Origin of the sequence: Tabrizicola sp. TH137 (genome assembly GCF_002855575.1) — a bacterium.
Classification (GTDB): Bacteria; Pseudomonadota; Alphaproteobacteria; order Rhodobacterales; family Rhodobacteraceae; genus Paragemmobacter.
On the sequence record NZ_PKRQ01000001.1, the window covers coordinates 401,521 to 426,238 of the forward strand.

At 68.6% G+C, this 24,718-nt stretch carries 22 protein-coding genes and 1 tRNA gene; 8 read left to right on the plus strand and 15 right to left on the minus strand.

Annotation, left to right across the window (positions count from 1 at the left end):
• Positions 1 to 21 precede the first annotated feature (21 nt).
• Complete coding sequence (locus C0V75_RS02020) at positions 22 to 555, plus strand: cytochrome b (protein ID WP_101919227.1); 534 nt, start codon at positions 22 to 24, stop codon at positions 553 to 555.
• A 25-nt stretch (positions 556 to 580) separates the two neighbouring features.
• Here the strand turns inward: C0V75_RS02020 and C0V75_RS02025 are convergent, their stop codons facing one another.
• The 4 genes from C0V75_RS02025 to C0V75_RS02040 are packed head-to-tail and all read right to left on the minus strand — an operon-like array spanning position 581 to position 3,698.
• Positions 581 to 1,411, minus strand: coding sequence for a RibD family protein (locus C0V75_RS02025; RefSeq protein WP_101919228.1), 831 nt, complete (start codon positions 1,409 to 1,411; stop codon positions 581 to 583).
• On the minus strand, positions 1,398 to 2,186 hold the full coding sequence (locus tag C0V75_RS02030; RefSeq protein ID WP_101919229.1) for a hypothetical protein: 789 nt from the start codon (positions 2,184 to 2,186) through the stop codon (positions 1,398 to 1,400). The genes C0V75_RS02025 and C0V75_RS02030 overlap by 14 nt, the downstream gene beginning before the upstream one ends.
• A gap of 3 nt (positions 2,187 to 2,189) precedes the next feature.
• A complete protein-coding gene (locus C0V75_RS02035; RefSeq protein ID WP_101919230.1) occupies positions 2,190 to 2,585 on the minus strand; it encodes a 6-carboxytetrahydropterin synthase in 396 nt (131 codons plus the stop codon).
• Positions 2,586 to 2,615: 30 nt separating this feature from the next.
• Complete coding sequence (locus C0V75_RS02040) at positions 2,616 to 3,698, minus strand: zinc-binding alcohol dehydrogenase (protein ID WP_254216345.1); 1,083 nt, start codon at positions 3,696 to 3,698, stop codon at positions 2,616 to 2,618.
• A 212-nt stretch (positions 3,699 to 3,910) separates the two neighbouring features.
• Here C0V75_RS02040 and C0V75_RS02045 point away from each other — a divergent pair, with 212 nt between their 5' ends.
• Entirely contained in the window at positions 3,911 to 4,648 is a 738-nt protein-coding gene (locus C0V75_RS02045; RefSeq protein ID WP_101919231.1) for an FkbM family methyltransferase, read from the plus strand.
• Here the strand turns inward: C0V75_RS02045 and C0V75_RS02050 are convergent.
• The gene (locus C0V75_RS02050) at positions 4,630 to 5,430 is read right to left on the minus strand and encodes an inositol monophosphatase (protein ID WP_101919232.1); all 801 of its coding nucleotides are present in this window, start codon (positions 5,428 to 5,430) and stop codon (positions 4,630 to 4,632) included. The genes C0V75_RS02045 and C0V75_RS02050 overlap by 19 nt on opposite strands.
• Entirely contained in the window at positions 5,427 to 6,488 is a 1,062-nt protein-coding gene (locus tag C0V75_RS02055) for a glycosyltransferase family 4 protein (protein ID WP_101919233.1), read from the minus strand. The genes C0V75_RS02050 and C0V75_RS02055 overlap by 4 nt, the downstream gene beginning before the upstream one ends.
• Positions 6,489 to 7,168: 680 nt before the next feature.
• Here C0V75_RS02055 and C0V75_RS02060 point away from each other — a divergent pair.
• Entirely contained in the window at positions 7,169 to 7,921 is a 753-nt protein-coding gene (locus tag C0V75_RS02060) for a class I SAM-dependent methyltransferase (protein ID WP_101919234.1), read from the plus strand.
• Positions 7,922 to 8,357: 436 nt separating this feature from the next.
• Here the strand turns inward: C0V75_RS02060 and C0V75_RS02065 are convergent.
• The 3 genes from C0V75_RS02065 to rpoN all read right to left on the minus strand — a co-directional run bounded on the left by C0V75_RS02065 (position 8,358) and on the right by rpoN (position 11,873).
• Positions 8,358 to 8,434 (minus strand) — tRNA-Met (locus tag C0V75_RS02065).
• 50 nt (positions 8,435 to 8,484) lie between these two features.
• Entirely contained in the window at positions 8,485 to 10,488 is a 2,004-nt protein-coding gene (locus C0V75_RS02070; RefSeq protein ID WP_101919235.1) for a hydantoinase/oxoprolinase N-terminal domain-containing protein, read from the minus strand.
• A 104-nt stretch (positions 10,489 to 10,592) separates the two neighbouring features.
• Positions 10,593 to 11,873 (minus strand): RNA polymerase factor sigma-54, encoded by a 1,281-nt coding sequence (gene rpoN / locus C0V75_RS02075; RefSeq protein WP_101919236.1) that lies wholly within the window; start codon positions 11,871 to 11,873, stop codon positions 10,593 to 10,595.
• A gap of 157 nt (positions 11,874 to 12,030) precedes the next feature.
• Here rpoN and selD point away from each other — a divergent pair, with 157 nt between their 5' ends.
• The gene (gene selD, locus C0V75_RS02080; protein WP_371410650.1) at positions 12,031 to 14,220 is read left to right on the plus strand and encodes a selenide, water dikinase SelD; all 2,190 of its coding nucleotides are present in this window, start codon (positions 12,031 to 12,033) and stop codon (positions 14,218 to 14,220) included.
• A gap of 159 nt (positions 14,221 to 14,379) precedes the next feature.
• Here selD and mnmH read toward each other — a convergent pair whose 3' ends face one another.
• Together mnmH and argE are read right to left on the minus strand one after the other, a co-directional pair.
• Positions 14,380 to 15,420, minus strand: a complete 1,041-nt coding sequence (gene mnmH, locus C0V75_RS02085; RefSeq protein ID WP_101919237.1) for a tRNA 2-selenouridine(34) synthase MnmH — start codon at positions 15,418 to 15,420, stop codon at positions 14,380 to 14,382.
• A complete protein-coding gene (argE, locus tag C0V75_RS02090; RefSeq protein WP_254216346.1) occupies positions 15,420 to 16,595 on the minus strand; it encodes an acetylornithine deacetylase in 1,176 nt (391 codons plus the stop codon). The genes mnmH and argE overlap by 1 nt, the downstream gene beginning before the upstream one ends.
• A 94-nt stretch (positions 16,596 to 16,689) precedes the next feature.
• Here argE and C0V75_RS02095 point away from each other — a divergent pair, with 94 nt between their 5' ends.
• Positions 16,690 to 17,346, plus strand: a complete 657-nt coding sequence (locus C0V75_RS02095) for a hypothetical protein (protein WP_143710370.1) — start codon at positions 16,690 to 16,692, stop codon at positions 17,344 to 17,346.
• Positions 17,347 to 17,446: 100 nt separating this feature from the next.
• Here the strand turns inward: C0V75_RS02095 and C0V75_RS02100 are convergent, their stop codons facing one another.
• Both C0V75_RS02100 and C0V75_RS02105 read right to left on the minus strand, forming a co-directional pair.
• Entirely contained in the window at positions 17,447 to 18,061 is a 615-nt protein-coding gene (locus tag C0V75_RS02100; protein ID WP_101919240.1) for a hypothetical protein, read from the minus strand.
• A gap of 95 nt (positions 18,062 to 18,156) precedes the next feature.
• Positions 18,157 to 19,704, minus strand: coding sequence for a choice-of-anchor L domain-containing protein (locus tag C0V75_RS02105; RefSeq protein ID WP_254216347.1), 1,548 nt, complete (start codon positions 19,702 to 19,704; stop codon positions 18,157 to 18,159).
• Between the two features lie 131 nt (positions 19,705 to 19,835).
• On the opposite strand from C0V75_RS02105, the gene C0V75_RS02110 reads away from it, so the two are divergent.
• The gene (locus tag C0V75_RS02110; RefSeq protein WP_101919241.1) at positions 19,836 to 20,177 is read left to right on the plus strand and encodes a hypothetical protein; all 342 of its coding nucleotides are present in this window, start codon (positions 19,836 to 19,838) and stop codon (positions 20,175 to 20,177) included.
• Positions 20,178 to 20,191: 14 nt separating this feature from the next.
• On the opposite strand, the gene C0V75_RS24030 is transcribed toward C0V75_RS02110, so the two are convergent.
• Positions 20,192 to 21,181 carry a Hint domain-containing protein gene (locus C0V75_RS24030; protein ID WP_101919242.1) on the minus strand — a complete coding sequence of 330 codons (990 nt, stop codon included), beginning with the start codon at positions 21,179 to 21,181 and terminating at the stop codon, positions 20,192 to 20,194.
• Between the two features lies 1 nt (position 21,182).
• Positions 21,183 to 22,721 (minus strand): Hint domain-containing protein, encoded by a 1,539-nt coding sequence (locus C0V75_RS02120; protein ID WP_254216348.1) that lies wholly within the window; start codon positions 22,719 to 22,721, stop codon positions 21,183 to 21,185.
• A gap of 255 nt (positions 22,722 to 22,976) precedes the next feature.
• Here C0V75_RS02120 and dapE point away from each other — a divergent pair, with 255 nt between their 5' ends.
• Both dapE and C0V75_RS02130 read left to right on the plus strand, forming a co-directional pair.
• On the plus strand, positions 22,977 to 24,122 hold the full coding sequence (gene dapE, locus C0V75_RS02125; RefSeq protein WP_101919244.1) for a succinyl-diaminopimelate desuccinylase: 1,146 nt from the start codon (positions 22,977 to 22,979) through the stop codon (positions 24,120 to 24,122).
• A gap of 2 nt (positions 24,123 to 24,124) precedes the next feature.
• On the plus strand, positions 24,125 to 24,544 hold the full coding sequence (locus C0V75_RS02130; protein WP_101919245.1) for a GNAT family N-acetyltransferase: 420 nt from the start codon (positions 24,125 to 24,127) through the stop codon (positions 24,542 to 24,544).
• Positions 24,545 to 24,718 lie beyond the last annotated feature (174 nt).

Here is a 24,718-nt window from a genome sequence, read left to right on the forward strand (position 1 = left end):
CACCCCCGACGGAGGGAAAAGATGCCCCAAGGCTACACCCCCGCCCAGCGCTGGCTGCACTGGATCATCGCCGCACTCATCCTGCCGATGATCGTGGCGGGCCTTGTCATGGTGCAATCCGGCCTGCCCCGCGCGCTTCAGAACGCGCTCTTCATCGGGCACAAGAACATCGGCACGCTGGTCCTGATCCTTGTCGCCCTGCGCCTTGCCCTGCGCCTGCGCCGGGGCGCGCCCGCCCTGCCCGAAACGATCCCCGCCCTCCAGCGCCGCATCGCCGAGGTCAGCCACGCCACCCTCTACGCGCTGATGCTCCTGCTGCCCCTGTCCGGCTACATTCGCGTCCGCGCAGGCGGCTTCCCGATCGAGGCTTTGGATCGCCTTGGCATCCCCACGCTCGTCCCCCGCTCCGACACCCTCGCCACGGCGGCAAAGACTGTCCATGAATATGGCGGCTACGCACTGATGGCCCTTCTCCTCGCCCATATCGGCGCGGCGATCCATCACGGCCTGCGCCGCGATGGCCTCTGGGCGCGCATCTGGCCACCGCAGGGCTGACACCGCACCAGACGAACCGCCCACCTCACAGCCCCCCTGCCGCCACCACCGGCGCGACATGGATCGGAGCCCAGGCCGCCACCGCCTCGGGCGACAGCGCACAGTCAAACACCACCTCCGGCCCCAGACCATAGCTCCGCGTTTCGGGCCGTATCGCATCGGCCAGACGCGCCACCGGGGACCGCAGGGTCAGGCTGGCCGGCCCCGCACCGATCAGCAGCGGCGAAATCGCCACCTGCAACCGCGTCAGCAACCCCGCCTCCAGAAACCGCCCGATGGTGATGCCCCCGCCTTCCACCAGCAAGGTCGCAATCCCCCGCGCCTGCAAGGCGGCCAAAATATCCTCCGGCGCGAACCACCCCTCGCCCTCGGGCAGATGGATCACCTCCACCCCCGCCGGGCGCGGCCGATCCACCGCCTGCACCACGATCCGCCGCGCGCCATCCTCGCGGAAAATCTCCATGTCATCCGGCACCCGCCCGCGCGGGTCCAGCAGGATGCGCGCCGGGTTTTCGCCCTTGCACATCCGCACGGTCAGCCGGGGCCGGTCATGCAGCGCCGTCCGCGCCCCGATCAACACCCCATCGACCAGCGCCCGCATCCGGTGCAGATGCGCCAGCCCGTCAGGGCCGGAGATATCCTTCGCATCCCCCGAAACCGTCGCAATCCGTCCGTCCAGCGATTGCCCGATCTGCGCCACCGTCACCGGCCCCAGGTCACGCCGGGCGAGCGGCGCATAAAGCGACAGCGCCGCCCGCTCCCCCGCGCTCCAGCGCCCGCAGCAGGCACAGCCATGGCCCGCGCGCAGGGCAAGGATGCGGTCCCAGACCCGCGGCGTCACATCAATCGTCTCCATCCTGCCCCTCCATCCCGTCTCCGGCCGGTACGGCCAGCAGGTCCAGATGCCCGATCACCATGCGGCCCTGCCCCAGCAGCCCCCGCCGTGCCGCCAACCAGCGCGCCGCCTCTTCCGCCGCGATACCCGCCTCTGCCGCCGCCGCCGCCGCGATCCCCTCCAGCAGCGCATCGCCCAGCGCCGCCTGATCCGGCCCGATCCGCCACGGGCTGTCTGCCATCCGCACGGCATAACCCGCCGCCCGGAACAGCTCCGCCGTCCGCATCACCGCATCCGGCCCCAGCGCGGGGCCAAAACCCTTGTCGCCCCGCTGATGCCGATTGAAGGCCGCCGTCACGCCCGCATCCCCCGCATCCTCAGGCTCCCAAGCCATAAGCCCGTCATAGCTCAGCGCAGCATGGAACGGCAGCCGCCGCGCCGCCAGCACCTCCACCAGCCCCGCCAGCCACGCCTCCGACACAAGGTCCAGCAGCGCCGACGCCGTCACCAGCGTCGCACCCGCCAAAGGCAGCGCCGCCAGATCGCGCAGGTCCATCAGATGCCGCTCGCCCGCGCAATGCGCCAGCAGCGCCGCATCCCCCTCCACCATCCGCCAGACCGCGCCCTCGGGCAGCGCCGCGCCAAAGGCCCGCCGCGTGGACCCCGTCCCCGCGCCAAGGTCCACGACCACAGGCCGCGCCCCGGCCAGCGCCGCCGCCTCGGCCATCAGCGCAGGATCCCGCGCCGCATGGTCGGCAGGTTCGCGCAAGGCCAGCCAGTCGGCGGAGAACCCCATCCTTCAGATATCCCCCTCGCACCAGGCCCGCGCCATATGGCTTTCATGCAGCGTGATGCGCAGCCGCGTCACCCGGCCCCCATCCTTCAACTCACCCGCCCGCAGCCGCGCCGCCATTCCCTTGTGGATCACGCCGCACAGGAACTCCGTCGTGGTGAACTTGCCCTTGAACTCCGGCACCTCGTCCAGATTGCGATAGCGCAGGGGCTGCAACACCGCCGCAAGTGCCTCCACCGCCAGCCCGATATCCACGACCAGCCCGTGATCGTCGATATCCGCGGCAAAGAAGGCCGCATCGACCGTAAAGGTCGCGCCATGCATCCCCTGCGCCGGCCCGAAAACGGGCGAGGGCAGGCTATGGGCGATCATGATATGGTCTCTCACTTCGACGGCATACATCGGTCGGTCCTTCCGGTCTGTCGGTTTGGGTCAGTAACGAATGCGATGGCACAAGGTTTCAGGATCGGTCAGCACAGGCCCATAGGCCGTGCCCATCTCCGCAAAAGGCGTCTCGCCGGAAATCAGTGCCTCCAGCGCCCCGTCGCGAAGCAACTCCAGCGCCTTTTCCAGCCGCCGCCGATAGGTCCAGCGCGGCGCGCGGGCAGGCGGCACCTGCCCCACCTGCGACCCGATCAACCGCAGCCTTCGGCTATGGAACGCGCCCCCCAGCGCCACGGGCACCGTCCCCGCGCCATACCAGCTTGCCTCCACCACCGCCGCCTCCGGCCCCGCCAGTCCGATGGCCGTCTCCAGCCCCGCCGCGCTCGCGCTCGTATGAATTACCACATCGCAACCGCCCGCAGCCGCCCCCGGCAGGGCGAACCCGCAGCCAAGCCGATCCGCCAGCGCCGCCCGTCCGGGCAGGCGGTCCAGCAGCACCACCTCCGCCCCCGGCAGCCGCGCCGCCAGATAGCCGACCAGCGCCCCCACAACGCCCGCACCCACCACCGCGATCCGGTCCCCCGGCCCCGCGCCGCTGTCCCAGATCACGTTCAGCGCCGTCTCCATATTGGCCGCCAGCACCGCCCGCGCAGGCGGCACGCCCTCCGGCACCGGCACCAGCGCCGCCTCCGGCAACCGGAACCCCCGCTGATGCGGATGCAGGGCAAAGACCGCCTGCCCGGCCATCGGCCCTTCCGCCACCTCGGCCACCATCGCATAGCCATATTTCACAGGATGGGGGAAATCGCCCTCCTGAAAGGGCGCACGCATCCGTGCCCATTCCGCCTCCGGCACCCGCCCCTCGAAGACCAGCCGCTCCGTCCCTCGGCTGATGCCGGAAAACAGCGCCCGGCAGGCGACGCCCGCGCCCTCTGCGCCGGGCCGCAGCGCGGCACGCCCCGCACCCTCGCACCACAGCGCAAGCCGATCTTCCGCAAACCGCTCCAGCCTCGCCTCCTGCCGCAGGTGATCCGCAGACCGTGGCGCATCCCGCCCCTCCGGCGCAAGCCCGAGGGAATCGCCGCCCATCGCGGCCTGCCCCGCGGGCAAGGAATTGGCGTTGCTTTTCATGCCTCTCGCAGCATCCGGATCCGGTGCTTAGGTAGTGTTCCGCGGCCCCGAACAAGGCCCGTGACGCCGCGATGACGGATTTTCGATCCCGGGATCACGTTTCCGTCAGACAGCCCCGATTTCCGCCCCGCTTGCCTCGACCCCGCTTTGCGCGTCCTATCCTGCCCAAGACGCAGCCCGCGCGGCGCAAGGCAAGGATACGGAACACCGGCATGAGCATCGACCTCCGCACCACGCTCGGCCTCGCCCGGTCGCTGGTGATCTATCACAACCCGCTGCGGCTGGCCGCCCTGCGCCGCTTCTACGCGGGCCTCCTTCCGCCCGGCGCGCTGGCCTTCGACGTGGGCGCCCATGTCGGCAGCCGCGCCCGCGTCCTGCGCGCGGCAGGCGCACGCGTCGTGGCCATCGAACCGCAGGCCGCCTTCGCCCGCTTCCTCCGCCGCACGCTCCCCCGCGACATCACCCTGATCGAAGCCGCCCTCGGCCCGCAGGAAACCACCGCCGAGATGGTCGTCTCCGCCCTCCACCCCACCGTCTCCACCCTGCAACCCGATTTCGCGGCAACCGCCGGGGCCGCCCCCGGCTTCGGCCATGTCCGATGGGACCGCAGACAACAGGTGCAGGTCACCACGCTCGACCGCCTGATCGCCGCCCATGGCCGCCCCGATTACATCAAGATCGACGTCGAAGGTTTCGAGCTGGACGTCCTCTCCGGCCTGTCCCAGCCCATTCCGCTGATCTCGGTCGAATACCTGCCGCCCCTGCCCGGCAACACGCTCCGCGTGATCGACCGTCTGGCGGACCTCGGCCCCTACCGCTTCAACCCCGTCACCGGCGAAAGCGGCCGCTTCCTCTGGCCCGACTGGCGCGACGGTCCCGCCACGGCGGCATGGCTGCGCGCCCTGCCCCCCACCGCCCGCTCCGGCGACCTTTACGCCCGGCTGTCCTGACCGCCCCGCAGCAGCGCGGCGAAGCCATCGAACAGCCCCGGCGCGGCGCAGATCACGCTCCCCGTCTCCCAGGGATCCTCGCTCTGCGCCATGCCCTCCACCCGCACCCCGGCCTCCGCCATCAGGGCCAGCCCCGCCGCCACATCCCAGGGCCGCAGCCGCCGCTCCCAGAACCCGTCCAGCCGCCCTGCCGCCACATAGGCCAGGTCAAGCGCCGATGCCCCCGTCCGCCGCACCCCCGCGCACTGCGGCATCAGCCGCGCCAGATCGGCCGCATGGTCACCGATATGCGCCATGCCGCCGAAAGGAATGCCCGTCCCGAACAGCGCCGAAGACAAGGCCGCCGCCGCCCCGCGCGGCATCAGCCGCCCGTTCAGCCGGAAGCCCAGCCCCGGCGCAGCGGCAAAGGTCTCGCCATGCAGCGGATCATGGATCACCCCCAGCCGTGGCCGCCCCTCCACCTCCAGCGCGACCGACACGCACCAATAGGGCAGGCCCCGCAGGAAATTCGTCGTCCCGTCCAGCGGATCGACAACCCAGCGCCGCCCGTTCCCCGCCTCCTCTCCCGTCTCCTCGCCCAGCCAGCCATCGCCCGGCCGCGCCCCGAGCAACCGCCGGCGCAACAGCGCCTCGGCCTCCCGATCCGCCTCCGACACGAAGTCGCCCGCCCGCTTTTCCTCTACATGCAGCAGGTCGCGCGACCGGTGATGCCGCAGCAGTGCCACCCCCGCATCCTCCGCCGCCGCCACAGCCAGGGAAAGTTCCGCCGCCCAATCCGTCACACCCGCACCTCCGCCTGCACCTGCGCCAGAACCGCCGCCGCCCGCGCCGCCACCGCGTCCCAACCCGGCAGCGCCGCGCCCGCCCGCCGCGCCGCCGCCACCATCGCCGCCCGCCGCGCGTCGTCCGCCAACACCTCCCGCAGCGCCGCCGCAAAGGCCGCCGGATCATCCGGCGGCACCAGCAGCCCCGCCTCCACCGGCACCGTCCCCGGCACCGCGCCCGCCCGGCAACTCACGATCGGCAGGCCCGCCAGCAACGCCTCGTTGAAGACAATCCCATATCCCTCATAGCGCGTGGCCAGCGCAAAGACCGATGCCTCGGCATAAAGCCTGTCCCGCTCCGCCATCGACACCCGCCCCGCCAGCCGGATACGGTCACCGACCGCCGATCCCGCCACCTGCGCCTCCAGCGCCACCACATGGGCCGCATCGCGCGGCGTCCCCGCGATCACCGCCTGCCAGTCCAGATCGCCCAGGCTTTCCAGCGCCGCGATCAGCACATCATGCCCCTTGCGCGGGTCCAAAAGGCCCACCGACAGGATCAGGGGCGGCACCGCCTTCGCCGCCTTCACCACGGCAGGCCGGTCCACCCCCGGCTCCAGCACCGTGATCCGCTCCGCCGCCACGCCATAGCGCGCCACCAGAAGCCCCGCCACATGCCCGCTCGGCACCAGCACATGGCGGGCCAGCGCCAGATTGTCCCGCTCCCGCCGCCACAACCCTTCGGCCACCGCACCGTCCATCCCCGGCTCCATCGCCAGCGGATGATGCACCATCGCCACCATCGGCGCCGCGATCCCCGCCAAAGCCGCCGTCGGCAGCGCGCCATAGGCCAGCCCGTCCACAATCACCACCCGCCCCGCAGGCTGCGCCGCCAGTTGCGCCACCGCCACCGCCAGCGCCGCCTCACCGGGTTCGGGAAACCCCTCCGGCAGCGTCACCACCGCCACCCCATGCCCCGCCGCGCGCAGCGATTCCACGAGCCGCCGATCATAGAAAGACCCCCCCGTCAGGGTCTCCAGGGCACCGGGCAAGGCAAGGGCAAGGTCAAGCGGCATGCGGCAAAAGGCTTTCAGCAAAGGGCTCTCGGCAATCTCATCACGCAGATCGTGACGCACCGCCCCGTGGGCAAGATAGCCCCCCTTCCCTGCGCATCAATTCCGCCATCCCATGTTCGGTGGTTTCTCGACAAGGCTCGGCAGTCGCCCGTCGCAGACAGGCGCCACGCCAAACAGGAATTCGGGAAAACGGACGAAAGCGCAGAACGAGTCCGCGAGCCATAAACGGACTGGAAGCCGCCACCACCTCCATGATCCGTTGGTTTAAGTGGTGCAGAGGATGGACTCTCACGGTTCGTTTAGGTTATTGCGTTGGTTAAGGAAAGCTATTTCAACGAGCGGAGCACCCCCAATTCTACCCCAGACTGTCATTCGCCGATTGCGACCCCACCCTCAAGTGCATAAGCGCGATCCCCGCCGAAACGGAACGAAAGGGGCAGCACATACCTGCCAAACGCGCTCAAAAGCACAGTCACCGAGTCTGAAAACGGTGACGGCGTGGTGTAATCCAACCTGTTCGAAAATCCTGCTCAGCCAGAGACCCTGTTGGGAACAAAATACTTGGCCATGACCAAAATCAGGCGAACTATGCATCAGCAAGCACGCCACTCGGGGAATGCCGGTAAGGTTGTTCAGGTCAGCAGGCGTCGTCGATAAAAAATGCAGATGAAGGACTGAAAATGCTGAATGTTAAGGGCGCCATAAGAAGGACACTCATCGCTATTTTGGAAAGTGGTGGTGCAAGATATGTGTCGATGAGACCGATACGTCGCCGTGCCTGTACAATCTGCGACTTCGAAGGTTATTTTAGGCCTTTTGGTGGCTACTATATACGACCAGATGCAGAGTGCCCATCCTGTGGTTCTCTCGAGCGGCATCGCCTGCTCAAGATATACATTGATGCCAACAAAGTGAATGTCAATAAATGCGACTTACTTCACTTTGCGCCCGAAAACGCAGTTCGCCGCTTTCTAGAGCCTATAGTGAAGAACTATGTGACCGCTGATCTTTTTGCTTCAGATGTTGATCACGCTTGGAACATAGAGAACATTGATGCCGAAGATTCCTCCTTCGATATGATTGTATGCTCACATGTTCTGGAGCACGTGAAAACCGAGCAGGCTTTAAGAGAGTTGTTCAGGGTGCTGCGGCCGGGCGGACTGGCAATTCTTATGGTACCTATCTGTGAGGGCTTGGAAAAAAGTTATGTCAACCCCGCAATAACGAATGCGAGTGATCGATGGGCTCATTTTCAACAGCCAGATCATGATCGAATTATAGGGCGTGATTTTCGTGATATGGTCCGCAATGCTGGCTTTGAACTGTCAGAGTTTGTGGCTCAAGGAGAACAGGCTGTTATCCACGGTCTTGTGATGGGAGAGCGTATCTTTCTTGCGCACAAAGTCTTGGAAAACAGTTCTCGTCAAACATGACTGTTCAAGCGCCTTCCACTTTCTCACGGCTCTGTTGCGCAAATTGTGTGCGAGCGGCATTTGCTGAACTGAGATTGTGAGGCGCACTTACTTTCCTAGAAACCCGCCTCCATCATCTTCTGCTGCCGGGTTGCGAAATCAACGGTCGACAATATTCTGTTTTCCGTAGGCCTAAGTTTCGGATTGTAGAACACCTCGATGCATTCGAACACGTCCTGCCTTGCGGCTTTGCGGGTCAGGTAGGTGCGATGCCGGATGTGACGTTGGCCGCAGTCGCATGCCAAAGCTGGCCCCGGTGGAATCGAAGGCAGAGGTGCACGCCCCAAGGTCTTCAGAGGATTGGTAGGAGGCTATGGTAGGAATGCAAATAGGCTGACGCGGTCGGTACCGTCTAATGCATTGGTTTGTTTATATCATTTAAGAAAACGTCGATTGTTGGTGGCGAGGGGGGGACTCGAACCCCCGACCCCATGATTATGAGTCATGTGCTCTAACCAGCTGAGCTACCTAGCCACTGGCGGCGTCCCTACAGACTCCCACGGATGGCGTCAAGCCACCATCCATCACCCATGCGCCACCCGCGGGCGGCCCGAGGCGGTGGCGGTCACCGTCGCTTCGATGAACATCGACCGGCCCTCCACTTCCGCCTCCTTCACCTCCCGCGTCACGCGGACCTGCACCTCTTCGGCCCCCGCCGCCTTGGCCCGCGCCTCTGCCTCGGCCACCAGCGCGGCCTCCATCGCCGCCAGCGCCGCCTCGCGCTCGCCAAAGGCCTTCAACCCCTCCGCCAGATGCGCCACGAACCGCCCCTCCGCCGGGCTGCTGACCAGCCCGCTCACCCGCTGGCTCACCTGCCCCACCACCGCGCCGATGGCATTGGCCACGCCCGCATGTTCCGGCAGCACCATCCGGCAGCCCAGCCGTTCCCCCACCGCGCCGTAATAGGACGGGGCCGAAGCGCCAAGCCCGATCACCGGCACGCCCAGCCGGGCCGAGATCTCCACCACCCCCCGATGCTGCGCCAGCCCGGCCACCATCAGCCGATGCCGCGCCAGAACCTCCGGCGCCTCGCCCGCAAAGGCCGGGTCCTCGCCAAAGGCCGCTTCCAGCAGGCAATCCACCGTCTGCGCCGTCAACTGGTCGATGATCGCCTGCGCGAACACCCTCTCGTCGGTCGCGAACCGCTCCCCCCGCCCGTTCCGCCGCCGCGCCAGCAGGCGCACCGCCTTTTCCGCCGCCTCCCCGTCCCAGGCCGCCAGCCGCCCCAGAACATGGCTCGCATCCGAAGGCGTCACGCCCGAAATCATCACCAATCCCCGCGCCACCAGCCGCTCCAGCGCCGCCACTTCCAGCCGCGAGGTCAGCACCTGCGCCACCGGCATCGGCGCGACCAACCGCCCCAGCACCGCCACATCGCGCGCGCCAAGGCCCCCCGCATTCCCGCCCATCGGAATGGCGAAGCGCCCGTCAAACTCCCCCACCGCCTCGTTGGAAAGCCAGCGGTCCAGTGCAGCATGCACCATCGCCCCATGCTCCACCGCCAGCAGAGACACCGGCACCAGCCGCCGCGGCCCCAGCCGCAACCCGCCGTCCAGCCCTTCGGTGATCAGATGCACCTCGCTGTCGCCGCCCAATCCGGTGGTCCGCATCGCCACGGCCTCCACCATCGTGCGGAACCCGCCCACCCGCGCGCCCTGCGGGTCGATCTCCGGCAGACCGTCGCGCAACAGCGCCACATCCGTCGTCGTCCCGCCGATGTCCGATACCAGCGCATCCCTCTCCCCGGTCAACCAGCGTGCCCCCACGATGCTGGCGGCAGGGCCGGAAAGGATCGTCTCGATCGGCCGCTCCCGCACCATCGCGGCGGAAATCAGCGCCCCATCCCCCCGCACCACCATCAGCGGCGCATGGATGCCCACCTGATCCAGATGCCGCTCGCAGGCCGCCACCAGCCGGTCGATCATCCCGATCAGCCGCGCGTTCAACACCGCCGTCAGCGCCCGCTTCGGCCCGTTCAGATTGGCCGAAAGCTCATGCGAACAGGTCACCGGCCGCCCCGTCACGCGCCGGATCACCTCCCGCGCCGCCACCTCATGCGCGGGGTTCCGCGTGGCGAAACTCGCCGCCACCGCAAAACCCACCACCTGATCGGCCAGCCCCGCCACCTCCGCCTCCAGCGCGGCAAGGTCCAGAGGCGCGGCCTCAATCCCGGCATGGCTATGCCCGCCCGCCAGCCGGATCACCGGATCGCCCTTCAGCGCCTCGATCAGCCCGCCCCGCTCCAGATCGGCCTCGGCAAAGCCGATGAAGACCAGCGCGACCCGTCCCCCCTGCCCCTCGACCAGCGCATTGGTGGCCAGCGTGGTGGACAGCGACACCAGCGCCACCTCGCCCGCCGCAACCCCCGCCTGCGCCAGCGCGGCATCCACCGCCCGCCCCACGCCCAGCGCCAGATCGCCCCGCGTGGTCAGCGATTTGGCCGACCCGATCACCTTCGTCGCGGCCTCGTCCACGATGACCGCATCCGTATAGGTTCCGCCCGTGTCCACGCCCAGAAAATACGCCATCGCCGCCGCTCGCCCTGCCTGCCGAAACCTGTCAGGCCCGGCACTTAAGGCGAAACCCCGCGAAGATCACCCCCGAAGACGACCTTTCCACGTCGCCCTCCGCCCTACCTGCGCCGCTTTCCCGGCGCACGGCGCAGCCGCGCGGGCGGAATCCCCATCATCTCGCGATATTTCGAAACCGTCCGCCGCGCCACCACCCCGCCCTCCGCCTGCAATGCCACCACCAGCGCCTCGTCCGACAGGGGCCGCGTCCGGTCCTCTGCCGCCACCATCTCCGCCAGCCGCGCCCGCAGCGCCGCCGCCGAAATGTCGGGTGCCCCCTCGCCCCCCATCGCCCCGGAAAACAGCGCCCGCAGCCACAGCGGCCCCTTGGGCGTGTCCACGCTCGTCCCCGCCACGACCCGGCTCACCGTGCTTTCATGCAGATCCAGGGCCGCGCCCACATCCGCCATGGTCATCGGCACCAGACGGCTCGCCCCGTGATCCAGCGCCGCCTCCTGCCGCCGCAGGATCTCGCGCCCCACCCGCAGCAAGGTCTCGTTGCGCGCCTCCACCAGCCGCAGCACCGCCCGCGCCGCACCCTGCCCCTCGCCCCGCCCCGGCTTGACCGAAATCTCGGGCAGCGAGGACCGGTTCAGCGACACCATCCACCCTTCCATCCCCTTCCGCGCGATCAGGTCCGGCTCCCGCACCGGTGCGGCCTGCATGTCGAACTGCGCCCCCGGCTTGGGGTTCATCTGCCGCAACCGGCGCAGCGCCGCCTGCACCTCGCCCTCCGCCACGCCCAGCTTCCGCGCCAGCCGCCCCACATCTCCCGCCGCCACCAGATCCAGATTGGCAATCAGGCCAAGCAGAACCGGATCGGCCATCCCCTCCGCCTCGACCTGAAGCCGCAGGCAATCCGCCAGCGACCGCGCGAAAAGCCCCGCCGGTTCGATCCGTTGCAACTTCGCCAGCACCAGCGACACCCGCACCACCGGCACGCCAAGCTCCGCCGCCACTGCCTCGGGCGTCACCCCCAGCCATCCCGAAGGCTCCAGCCCCTCGGTCAAGGCCAGCGCGATCCGCTGATCCTCCGCCGGCAGCCTTTGCCGCGCGATCCACCCCGAGACATGGGCCATCAGGCTCGGCCCGGCACCCTCGACCTGCTCCAGACTCTCGCCCGATGCCTCGCCGCTGCCGCGCAACGCGCCGTCCCAGCGCGGCAACCACTCTCCCGCCGCCGCCGGGCGCAGCATCAAGGCCGGGTTCTCCGCCGCCTGCTCCTCCAGATAGCGCGTCAACCCCGCCGCATCCGCCTTCAGCACGCGGATCGACGCATGCAGCCCCGCCGTCAGGCTCAGCCGCTGCCGTGTGGTAACCCCGATCCTCTGGCGCGTTGACATGCCCGCCAGCCTAGGCCCCCCGCCCGCCCCCCGCAACACCCCCCCACAACACCTCCCCGCAGCGCGCCACAAGCGCAGCGGACCCTTCGCCGCATCCCCGCCCCTCGCCATTCCCGCCGATCCGGCCTAGGGTCCGCCCGACAGCCGGACCCATGCCATGATGCAGCCAGAGCCCTTCCCCCTCGTTCAGGATGTCGTCCTCATCGGCGGCGGCCATGCCCATGCCCTTGTCCTGCGCATGTGGGCGATGGACCCGACCCCCGGCCTGCGCCTCACCCTGATCGACCCCAATCCCATCGCCCCCTATACCGGCATGCTACCCGGTCACATCGCCGGCCATTACCGCCGGGACGAGATCATGATCGACCTCGTCCGCCTCGCCCGCTTCGCCGGGGCCCGCCTGATCCTCGACCGCGCCACGGGCATCGACACCACCGCCCGCCGCATCCATCTCGCCAACCGCCCGCCTTTGCGCTTCGACATCGCCTCGCTCGACATCGGCATCGGCTCGGGCCTGCCCGGCCTGCCGGGCTTCACCGCCCATGCCGCCGCCGCCAAGCCCCTCGGCGATTACGCCCAGAGGTGGGAGTCCTTCCTCGCCACCGCCCCGGCGGAACCCTCCCTCACCTTGATCGGCGCCGGCATCGGCGGCGTGGAACTGGCGCTCGCCTCCGCCCACCGCCTGCGCCGCCTTGGCCGCCGCCCCCGCATCACGCTCCTGGAACGCGCCGACACGCCGCTCCCCAATATCGGCCCCCGCGCCCGCGCCACGCTGCTCGCGCGCCTCTCAGCCGAAGGCATCAACCTCCGCACCGCCACCACCGCCACCGCCATCGGCCCCGATCACGTCACCCTCTCCGATGGCACGCGCCTGCCCTCCGACTTCACCCTCTCCACCGCCGGAACCCAGCCGCAGGGTTGGCTCACCGAAACCGGCCTCGCCCTCCATGACGGCTTCCTCGCCGTCTCCCCCACGCTGCAAACCTCCGACCCCGCGATCTTCGCCGCAGGCGATTGCGCCCATCTCACCCATGCCCCGCGCCCCAAGGCCGGGGTCTATGCCGTCCGCGCCGCACCCATCCTGCTCCACAACCTGCGCGCCCTGGCGACAGGCCAACCCCTCCGCCCCTTCCACCCCCAGCGCGACTATCTCAAACTCGTCTCCCTCGGCGGCAAGAAGGCGGTAGCCGACAAGTTCGGTCTCCGCTCCGGAGGCCGCGCGCTGTGGTGGCTGAAAGACCGCATCGACCGCGCCTTCATGGCGAAATTCGACGCCTATCCGACAGCCCCCCGCCGCCTGCCCGATCCCGCCGCCACCGGCCTGGCCGAGGCGATGGGCAACAAACCCCTCTGCGGCGGCTGCGGCGCCAAGGTCGGCCCCGGCGCGCTGGCCGCCACCCTCGCCACGCTGCCCAAACCCGCCCGCCCCGTCGTCATCGCCGGCGCAGGCGACGATGCCGCGATCCTGCGCCATGGGCAGGGCGTGCAGGTCCTCACCACCGATCACCTCCGCGCCAGCCTGAACGACCCCCGCCTCATGGCCCGCATCACCGCCATCCATGCGATGGGCGACATCTGGGCCATGGGCGCCGCCCCGCAGGCGGCACTGGTGCAGATCACCCTCCCCCGCCTCTCCCCCGCCCTGCAATCCGACATGCTGGCCGAAATCATGGAGGAAGCCGCCACCGTCTTCACCGCCGAAGGGGCCGAGATTGTCGGCGGCCATAGCAGCATCGGCGCGGAACTCACCATCGGCTTCACCCTCACCGGCCTCACCGACCGCCCCATCACCAAGGGCGGCGCGCGCCCCGGCGATGCGCTGCTCCTGACAAAACCCCTCGGCTCCGGCACGCTCATGGCCGCCGACATGGCCCTCGCCCACCTGACACAAGACCTGCTCGGCCCCCATGTCGCCGCCGCCTGGGCCGCCATGTCCCGCCCGCAAGGCCCCGCCGCCCGCCTCCTCGCCCCCCAGGCCCATGCCATGACCGACATCACCGGTTTCGGCCTCGCCGGGCACCTGCTGGAGATGATGGAGGCCTCCCAAACCGCCGCCACAATCGACCTCGCCGCCCTCCCCCTCCTCCCGGGGGCCGAGGCGCTGGCAGCCCAGGGCATCGCCTCCACCCTCGCCCCCGCCAACCGCGCCGCAAGCCTCGCCCGCCTCACCGCGCCCGACACCGCCCGCACGGCCCTCCTCTTCGATCCGCAGACCGCAGGCCCCCTCCTCGCCGCCCTCCCCGCCGATCAGGCCGAAACCACCCTCGCCGCCCTCCACGCCATGGGCGAACCCGCCGCGATCATCGGCTGCGTCACCGAAGGCCCCCCCCACCTGACCGCGCGCTGACGGGCAACCGTTGCAAGAATGCGTATTTTTCCCAAGATGAAGAGGCATCCGTTCCCCTTCATCTTGGCTCAAATACTCAAAAAATCCCTGAGCCAAGCGGCGCAGCCCGCGCAGGCGAGGCAAAAGGAACGCGCCGCGCCCTTCGCGCGGCGCTCCGCATCACAACCCGGCCACCAGCCCCGCGATGCGGTCGGCAATCGCCCCCGGATCGTCCAGCCCCTCCACCGCCACTTCGGTAAAGGGCACCGCCATCCGCGCCCGATGCTTGCCATAGCGCGGGTCGTAATGCCGCGCCATCAACCCCTCGGCCAGATCGACGAAGCGCCCCGCCGCCACCATCGCCCGCCATTCCGCAATCACCTCGCGCGGATGGGCCAGCGCTAGCGAGGCCACGACCCCATCCAGCCGCGCAGGGTCCGCCACCAGATCGGCATAGGCGCGCAGCAGATATTCCGCCCGCTTGCGCCGCGGCGCCTCTATGGCGACCCGCGGCGCCTCCACCATCGCCCGCCACAGCTTCGGCGGCAGGCGGCACTCGCCCACCTTGGCGCTTTCCGCCTCCACCACCACAGGCCGCGCAGGGTCCAGCCGCGCCAGCGCCAGCGCCAACCGCCCCTCAAAGGCCTTCTGCGACGGCTGCCCGCCCATCGACCCGAACAGCGACCCCCGATGGTTGGCCAAGCCCTCCAGATCAATCACCTGCCCCCCCCGCGCGGGCAGCAGGTTCAACACCTCCGTCTTGGCCGACCCGGTATTGCCATCCAGCACCACCAGCCGAAACGGAAAGGCATCGGTGTAAAGCGCATCCACCACCAGCCGCCGCCAGGCCTTGTAGCCGCCCTGCACCACTTCCACCCGCCAGCCGATCTGCGAAAGGATCGACGCGAAACTCCCCGACCTCTGCCCCCCGCGCCAGCAATAGACCAGGGGCCGCCAGCCCCCCGGCTTCTCCGCCAAGGGCCCTTCCAGATGCGCCGCCGCATTCTTCGCCACCAGCGCCGCCCCGATCTTGCGCGCCGTAAACGGGCTCACCTGCTTGTAGATCGTCCCCACCCGCGCGCGTTCCGCATCGTCCAGCACGGGCAGCGAGATCGCCCCCGGCACATGATCCTCCGCCCATTCCGCAGGCGACCGCACGTCGATGATATCGTCGAAATCCAGCGCCAGCACATCGGCCAGCGTCTTCAACTCCACCGCCATCAGAACCCCGCCTCGCAGCGCGCCACCAGCGCCGCCAGCATCGCCCCGCAGCGCTCCATCTGCTCCACGCTCACATATTCATCCGGCTTGTGCCCCTGCGCCATCGACCCCGGCCCGCAGATCACCGTCGGCACCCCCAGCCGCGCGTCGAACAATCCGCCCTCGGTTCCGAAGGCCACCTTGATCGTCCCATTCGCCCCGGTCAGGCCCTTGACGAAATTCACCACCCCCGCATCCGAAGGCGTCCCCAGCCCCGGATAATCCCACAACCGCTCGATCCGTATCTCCGCCTCCGGGAACTCCGCCCGCAAAGGTGCCACCACCGCCTCGCAAGCGCGGCGCACCTCGGCAATCAACCCCTCCACATCCTCCCCCGCCAGCGACCTTATCTCCCAATCCGCCACCGCCAGATTGGGCACGATGTTCACCTGCACCCCGCCCGCCATCTTGCCCACATGCAGCGTCGTGTAAGGCACGTCGTAATCCCCGTCCCGCATCCCCTCCGCCGCCACCCGCGCCTGCACGCCGCGCAGCACCCCCACGAATTCCGCCGCCAGATGCAGCGCGTTCAGCGCCAGCGGCGCCAGCGCCGAATGCCCCTCCCGCCCCACGCAGGACGCCCGCAAGGCCACCTTCCCCTTGTGGCCCGTCGCCACCGCCATCCCCGTCGGTTCCCCCACGATGCACATCCGCGGCCGCACCGGCGCGCGCTCCAGCATCTCGATCATCGACCGCACGCCCATGCAGCCGATCTCCTCATCGTAAGACAGCGCCAGATGCAGCGGCACCCGCAACTCCCGCGTCGCCGCCTCCAGCACGCAGGCAATCGCACAGGCGACAAAGCCCTTCATGTCCGCCGTCCCGCGCCCATACAGCCGCCCCTGATCCTCGGTCAGCGCGAAAGGCGGATAGGTCCAGGCCTGCCCCTCCACCGGCACCACATCCGTATGCCCCGACAGCATGACGCCGCCCCTGTCCGCAGGCCCCACCGTCGCGTAAAGATTGGCCTTCCCGCCACCCGCATCCGGGATCAGCACTGCCGTCACCCCCGCCTCGGCCAAAAGCCCCGCCACCCAATCCATCAGCGCCCGGTTGGGCCGATGGCTCACCGTGTCAAAGGCAATCAACCGCTCCAGTATCGCGCGCGCATCCATGGCAGGCATCTTCAGGGGCATCCTCTCCGCATCACACCCCACCTAACCGCAAAGCCGCGTGAAGCGGAACCCCCGCCCCTTCCCCCGCGCCGCCCGCAATGCCAAGGTCCGCGGCATGACATCGACAGCGATTCCCCTCCCCGCGCTCCTCGCCACGCTCCTCCTCGCCGCCCCGGCGGCGGCGCAGGACGCGGCTCCCCCCACCCCCCGCGACGCGGGCGCTGTGGCGCAACTCCTGCACGCCCACGCCCTCTTCGACCTCGGCCTCGCGCGCAAGGACCCGCTCGCCACCCTCGCCGCCGCCCGCCTCGCCGCCGGCATCACCGCCACCGACAGCGACCGCATCCCCTCGCCCCCCGGCGAACCCGTCCCCGCCACCTATCCGACGGCGGATGTCATGTTCACCGCGGCCAAGGCCCTCGCGCAGGAAGACGACCTCGCCACCGACCTCGCCGCCCGCACCGCGGCCGAGGTGGCGCGCGTCCCCACCCTCACCGTCCTGCGCGCCAGCCGCGGCATCGGCCCCAGTGAAACCCAGCTCTGGCAGATTCCCTTCTTCGCCGGAACCACCGCCGAAATCGGCCTTCTGGGCGATGGCAAGGCCGATCTCGACCTTGCCGTCGCCCTGCCGGACCAGCCGCCCCTCTGCCTCGACACCGGCCCCGCCGACCGCGCGCTCTGCGCCATCCGCCCGGCCGAAAACGCGACTTTCACAATCACCGTCACCAACCGCGGCGAAACTGCCGCCACCTACAGCCTGCTCACCAACTAACCCTCTGAAAACGCAAGATTGCTGCGCAGCGAAAACCGCAGCATTCCGCCCCTTTGCTGCGCAGCAAGACCGCAGCGAAACGCGGCCTGCCCCGCCCCCCTCAGGAACAGAACACCCACAGCACGCAGACCTCTTCCAGCCGCACCACGGCCACGAAGGCCGGCCCGAAATCCGGCGCGGGGTCCAGAAAGCGCGCCATCGGGATCACCGTCACCGCCTCGCGCCCATCCTCCGACAGCGTTCCCGTCGTCTCCTCGATCGCATGGCCGCGCACGCGGAACACGAAATCCCGCCCCGCCAGCGCCGCCTTCACCATGCGCCCCATCCCCTCCATATCCTCCGGCGGCGGCCGCCCCTCCAGCATCTGGGCCAGATCCAGCGTCACCCGCAGCCGGTTCTCGTCCAGCCGCTCCACCACCGAGAATTCCTCCGCCTCCATCCGCGCCTCTGCCGCCTCGGCCTGCTTTTCCAGCAGCGCCGCGATGGTCATCGTCTCGCGCGAGATGCAGCGCACCTCCTCGGGCCCGATCTCCGGCACCACACCCTCGCAGGGGCCGCCGCCCTGCCCCTCGATCATGTCATGGAATTCCCGCGCCATGGCTGTCTCCATGACGATCTCGACGGTTTCCGCATCCCGGAAATCCATCGTCACATCCATGTCGATGCAGCCCGACAACAGCAGCGCAAGACAGGGAAAAAACGATCTTCGCATCATGGGAAACCCTCCCGATACCGATACAACACCAGACGCCTCAGCCTGCGCCTCCCACCGCCTGCGGTCAACGGCCTTGCCAACCGGCGCCGCCGCCCTCACCCGGCCAGAAGCCGCGCCTCCCGCGCCGTGACCTCCGGCCGCGCCAGCGGCCCGTAGGCCGCCGCATCGCCGCGCAACGCCGGGAACAGGCGCAACAGCTCTTCCTGCACCTCCGCATCGAACCCGGCCAGCGTGGCAGGATGATAGCTCTCGCAATCCAGCCCGTTGGCCTTCACGACCTCATGCCGGTCAAACAGCAGATGCAGATAGGCCACCTCCCCGCCCTCCACGACGCGCACCGCCCGACCATCCACCAGATGCTTGGCCTTCACCAGAACCTCCGCCTCGCCGAACAGCAGTTCCGCCCGCGCCCCCGTCACCAGCACGCGATGGTTCCCCGACAGCCGCACCGTCCCGTGATCGCCAAGCGTCCCCGCCGCAATCTCCACCGGCGCATCCGCCCCCATCGCCGCCCGCACCGTCCGCCCCACCCAGCGCAGCACCTGCGCCCCGTGATCCCGCGTCAGCACAAGGTCCCCCGGCACCAGCCGCTCCACCGCCACGCGCCCCCCCGGCACGTCGATCAGGGTGCCTTCGGTGAAACAGGCGATCATGGTCATCCGGACAAAGGCCACGTCGGTATTGCCCATGCCATCGGTGACCTCATAGGTCAGCACCTGGTCCTCAAGGCTGTTCACCGACTGCACATACAGCCGCCCGCCCTTCAGCGTGATCGTCTCGCCCGAGGGCAGCTTCACGCTGTCGCCCTCCAGCACATCCACGCCGTTGATCTTGGTGATGGTCAGCGTCTCGGGCCAGCTCGACATGTCGTTGCGCAGAACGTCGATCTCGCCCATCTCGCCCTTGCGGATCGTCAGGTCGTCATCCTGCGCGATCAGGGCCACCTGCACCGAATTCGCCGCGATCAGCACCGCCGAGTCAAAGGCCCCGTCCCCCGCATCCGCAATCGCCATGCGAAAGCTGTTTTCCTTCCCCGCAACAACCGGCACCTTGAGCGTAAGGGTGACGGTGAACCCGTCCATCTCGGTATTGTAGGTGTTCGATGCGGCCGGGTTGTCCACATAGAGGTTGGAATTCGTCTTGTTGTTGATGTCGTCGATGGTGATGTTGCCGCGCCCCACCACCAGTTCCGCAGGAACCCCGTTCACCCAGACGGAAAAGGCATCGTTGAAGCCCGAATTCACATATTCCAGGTATTCTTCCGAAGACCAGACGATCTGCATCGACAGCATGTCGCCCGTCGGCACGAAGACCGTCTCGAACACCGCCGCGTCAAAGGTCTGCTGACCCACCATCTTGCTCAGGGCATCGTCACCCGCCCCGCCGAAATTCGTCGTCGTCCCTTCCGAGGTGTTGGCATCCGCCCCGCCACGCGAAAAGCTCGCCACCCGCCCGGTGGACAGGATCAACCCCGTATCCGATGGCGCGACCCCCGGCATGGTCTTGTCGGCGCCGGAATAGATGCCCGCCTGATCCGCCTGCCCCGTATAGCTGGCCGAAACGATCTTCACCCCTTCGCCAAAGATGGTTTCCGCCATCTGCGTCGCATCGGCGGATGCGATCTGAAGCGCCTCATTGGCCATGGTTCCGAACTCCCGGTCTTCGCTTGCTACGTGACAACGACCGGAACCGCGCCCGTCTTATCCCTCCTCCCGCTTTGCGCTTGGCCGCCGCGGATGCTATCGCTGCCCCGCATCCCCGAACGAGGCCTGCCATGACCGACACCCCACCCCCCCGGCGCGAAAAGCGGCCTCAGCAGGTCTATACCCTTGTGGTCGAGGTCGGCCGCAAACCCGGCGACGGCCTCCCCGACAAGGCGACCGGTGCCGCGCTCATGTGCTACGCCTCCGGGGTGGATGAAGAAGAGGCAGTGCGGGAAACCGTCGCCATCCTGAAACAGGCCGATCTCGCCCCGCTCGATGTCTCGGGCTACGGCACGCTGGACGACCGGCTGAAGGCCGGCGACGAGATCGACGCCGAGGAACGCGCCCTCATGCAGCGCGCGCTTGACGAAAACTCCGTCATCGTCGCGCAGATGACGCCCTTCTACGACTGATCCCCCGCCCCGCCTCAGACCGCGCGGCGCTGCGACCGCAACAGCGACGCGCGCAGCGACTGCGCCTCATAGGCATCCAGCACGCGCCGCCCGCAGGGCTGGCCCGCCGGTCCCGCCGTGGCCAGCACGCAGCTATCCGCCATGATCAGCTCCGCCGTGCCCAGATCCAGCACCACGCCCATCGCCACCGCGCGGCGGCTGTCGGCCACCGCCATCTGCCCATCCGCCAGATGCCGCGCCAGAACCAGCACCTCCTCGTCTCCGAACAGGTATTCCGCTTCCGGCCCCGCCACCCCGACCGCCTGATCGGGCGACACGAGGATATCCCCCGTCTCCCCCCAATAGGGCGCGCGCAGCCGGATCGGCGCAAGGCTCCCCCGGCTCGGCACCGGCAGCCGCGTCACGCCCAACACCGGCACCGCGCCATTGTCGCGCGTCATCACCCGGTCACCGGGCTTCAGCGCGCCCGCCGTCACCACGCCGCGCGGCGTCTCGACCGGCGTCATCATGCCCAGCCAGGCCAGCGGCCCGGGCAGCGCCGCGCCCTCCGTCACCCCGAACCACAGCACCGCCGGATGCCGCATCACCCCCGGCCCGCCCGCACAAAGCGCCTGCACATCATCCCAGCGCAGCGGCAGCGCCTGCGTCCCCTCCGCCGCCACCCGCCGCCCCTCCTGCTCCAGCGCCAGCGACCAGCGCCGCGCCGCCACATCCCAGCCAAAGCTCAGCCGCGCCACGCCCCGCCTCTGCGGCAAAGGCCCCGGCAGCACATGGCGCAGCACCTGCCCCCCCTGCCGATGCAGAAGCGCAATCCCCGCCCCCAGATCATGGAACAGCGACAGCGCCACCTCGCCCTCCCCCGCCCCGGCCCGCAGGTCCAGAAGAACGGCCGCCCCCGCCAGCGGCAGGTCGATCTCCAGCACCAGCAGACCACGCGGCAAGACCCCCTGATCCGGCCCGGCCGGGGGGGTGGTCTGGTCGGAAAGGGCGATCCAGCGGGTCACGTCATGCGGCGTCGTCTATGGGAACTCCGCGCATCATGACCTCTGCCTCAAAGGCGCGCAACACGCGCCGCGCCGTCGGCCCGTATCCCGCCCCGGTTTTCGGGTCGATTTCGGGAAAGAGCGCGCAAAGCTCCGACCGCACCCCCGCCTCCAGCCCGGCAAGGGATGTCGCGCCGGGGAAAAAGCTTTCGCTGGGCAGTCCTTCCGCCCAGATCACCTGATGCCGGTCGAACATCAGATGCAGGTACTCCACCTCGCCGCCCGCCTGCCGCCGGATCGTCCGGTCATTCACCAGATGCTTGGCCGCCACCAGCACCTCCTCCTCGCCGAACAGCAGCTCCGCCCGCGCGCCGGTCAGCAGCACCCGATGCTCCGGCGACAGCCGCAGCGCGCCATGATCCCCCAGCGCCCCCTTGGCAAAGGCGATGGGCGCGAAATCCCCCAGCGCCGCCACCCGCCGCCGCCCGATCCACCGCACCGGCTGCGCCCCGTCATCCCGCGTCAGCACCAGATCGCCCGGCTCCACAGCCTCCACCGGCACCAGCCCCCGCGGCGTCAGGACCCGGCACCCCGCGACAAAGCATTGCACGATGTTCAGGGTCACCATCCCGACATCGGTCCCGCCCACCCCGTTCGAGATGGTATAGGTAAAGGTCTGGGTCTCCACCGTCGCATTCGCCGCCACGGTGAAGGTGCCATTGGCGTTCAGCGTGATCTGCTCGCCCGAGGCCAGCGTGATCGTCTGCCCCGCCACCACCGGCTGGCCGTTCACATGGGTAATGGTCAGCGTGCCCTGCGTCGTGGTGTCATTGGCAAGGACGTTGATCGTCGATGATTCCCCCGGATCGACCTGAAACGTGTCCGGCCGCGCCACCGTCGAAGTCTGGAGAGAATCCGCCGCGATCAGCAGGTTGGAATCATAGGACGCATCCCCCGCATCCGCGATCCCGATGCGGATCGTGTTCTGCACCCCCGAATTGACCGGGATCGACAGCGACAGGGTCACCGTGAACCCGTCCATCTCGGTGTTATAGGCGTCAGTCGTGTTGTCCACGAACAGGTTCTGCTGCGTCGCCCCGTTGATGTTGTTGACGCTGGCCGTCCCGCCATTCACCACCATCGGCACGGCCTGGCCATTCACCCAGACGCCGACCACATCGTTGAAATTGCTGTTGATATACTCGGGATATTCCTCCGACGCGAAGACAAAGCGCATCGTCATCATGTTGCCCGAAGGGGTGAAGTTCACCTCGATCCAGGACGCATCGAACGTACTCGTCCCGGCCAGCGCATTGAACTGCGCGTTGTTGTCCACCCCGTTCGCCGTATTGGTCGAAGTGCCCGCGTTCCGGTTCGGATCGCCATTCGATTGCGTGAAATCCCGCACATCCCCGGTGGACAGGATCACGCCCGTATTCGACGGCACCACCCCCGCCGCCCGCTGGCCGTTGGAATAGGTCGCGCGCGACACCGCATCGCCCCCGACCGAGGCGCTGTTGACCACGACGCCATCGCCGAAAATGGCATTCGCCAGGGTCATCGCACTGGGATTGACTGTGTAACTGAGTTCCGACCCGGTCGCCATTTCCGTCACCCGCTCCCCTGCCGACCCCCGGCAGGTTCTCAACTTTTGTTAACGGATGGGGGTGGAATCGACCGAAAGTATGGCCGCCATCGTGCAATCGTCGGGCAGGACCCATCCCTGACGCGGTCTTGCCCCGCCCTTGTCCGCGCGGTTGCGGCCCCGCCGCGCAGCGGCTATCCCATGGCCCAGATTTCCGGAAAGCCCGCGCCCATGCCCACCGATCCCGCCGCCCTGACCGCCGCCCTCATCCGCTGCCCCTCGGTCACCCCCGTCGAAGGCGGCGCGCTCGTGCTGCTCCAGGACCTGCTGTCGAAGGCCGGCTTCACCTGCATCCGGGTGGACCGAAACGGCACCGCCAATCTCTTCGCCCGCTGGGGCGCGCGGGGGGCAAACCGCAGCTTCGGCTTCAACGGCCATACCGATGTCGTCCCCGTCGGCGACCGCGCCGCCTGGACGCAAGACCCCTTCGGGGCCGAGATCATCGACGGCTGGCTCTACGGGCGCGGCGCGACCGACATGAAATCCGGCGTCGCCGCCTTCGCCGCCGCCGCCATCGACTTCGTCACCGAAACACCCCCCGACGGCGCCGTCATCCTCGCCATCACCGGGGATGAAGAGGGCGACGCCACCGATGGCACCGTCGCCCTGCTCGACTGGATGGCCGCCAACAACGAACGCATGACCCATTGCCTCGTCGGCGAACCCACCTGCCCCGATCACATGGGCCAGATGATGAAGATCGGCCGCCGCGGCTCGCTCACCGCCTGGTTCACCGCGACGGGGGTGCAGGGCCATTCCGCCTATCCCCATCGCGCGAAGAACCCCATGCGGGCGCTGACGACGCTGCTCTCCCGCCTGCCCGATCAACTGGATCAGGGAACCGATCACTTCGATCCCTCCACCCTCCAGATCACCACCATCGACTGCGGCAACCCGGCCAATAACGTGATCCCCGCCAAGGGCAGCGCCACCGTCAACATCCGCTTCAACGACGCCCATACAGGCGAAGCCGTCGCCGCATGGCTTCGGTCCGAAGCCGCGAAGGTCGAAGCCGAAACCGGCGTCCAGATCGCCACCCGCATCCAGATTTCCGGCGAAAGCTTCCTCACCCCCCCGGGCGAGTTGTCGGCGCTCATCTCCCGCGCCGTGCAGGCCGAGACGGGCGTGACGCCGGAACTTTCCACCACCGGCGGCACTTCGGACGCCCGCTTCGTCAAGGATCACTGTCCCGTGGTGGAATTCGGCCTTGTGGGCCGAACCATGCATCAGGTCGATGAACGGGTGGAGGTGGCGCAGATCCACCAGCTCAAGGCAATCTACACCCGCATCCTGCGCGACTATTTCGCGGCATCCTGACCATGACGATCCAGATCACGACGACGCGCGACATCGCCACCTGCCGCCACCTCCGCCGCGTGGTCTTCATCGAGGAACAGGGCGTCCCCGAAACCGACGAGATCGACGACAAGGACGATGCGGCGATCCACCTCCTCGCCACCGATGCAGGCCAGCCCGTCGGCTCCGCCCGCCTCCTCCTCCTCGGCAGCACCGGCAAGATCGGCCGTGTCTGCGTCCTGCCCAGCCACCGCGGCACCGGCCTCGGCGCGGCCCTGATCCGCGCCGCGCTGAAGGAATTGCGCGCCCAGGGCATGACCACCGCCAAACTCGGCAGCCAGACCCATGCCATCGGTTTCTACGAACGCCTCGGCTTCACCCCCACCGGCCCGGAATACATGGACGCAGGCATCCCCCATCGCGACATGACCATCGCCCTCTGACCCAATCGGAGCGCGCCCCGCAAGCGGGCCACGCAAGCCTTTCCTGTCGCCTCCCGCGCGTGCCGCGCGTCCGGCTCCGCGTGAAGGGGCGTTCCGCCCCCTCTTGGCGCATGCGCGCCAATTCACCCCCTGAGGATATTTGCAGACAGAAAGTGACGGCAGGGGCCGACCCAT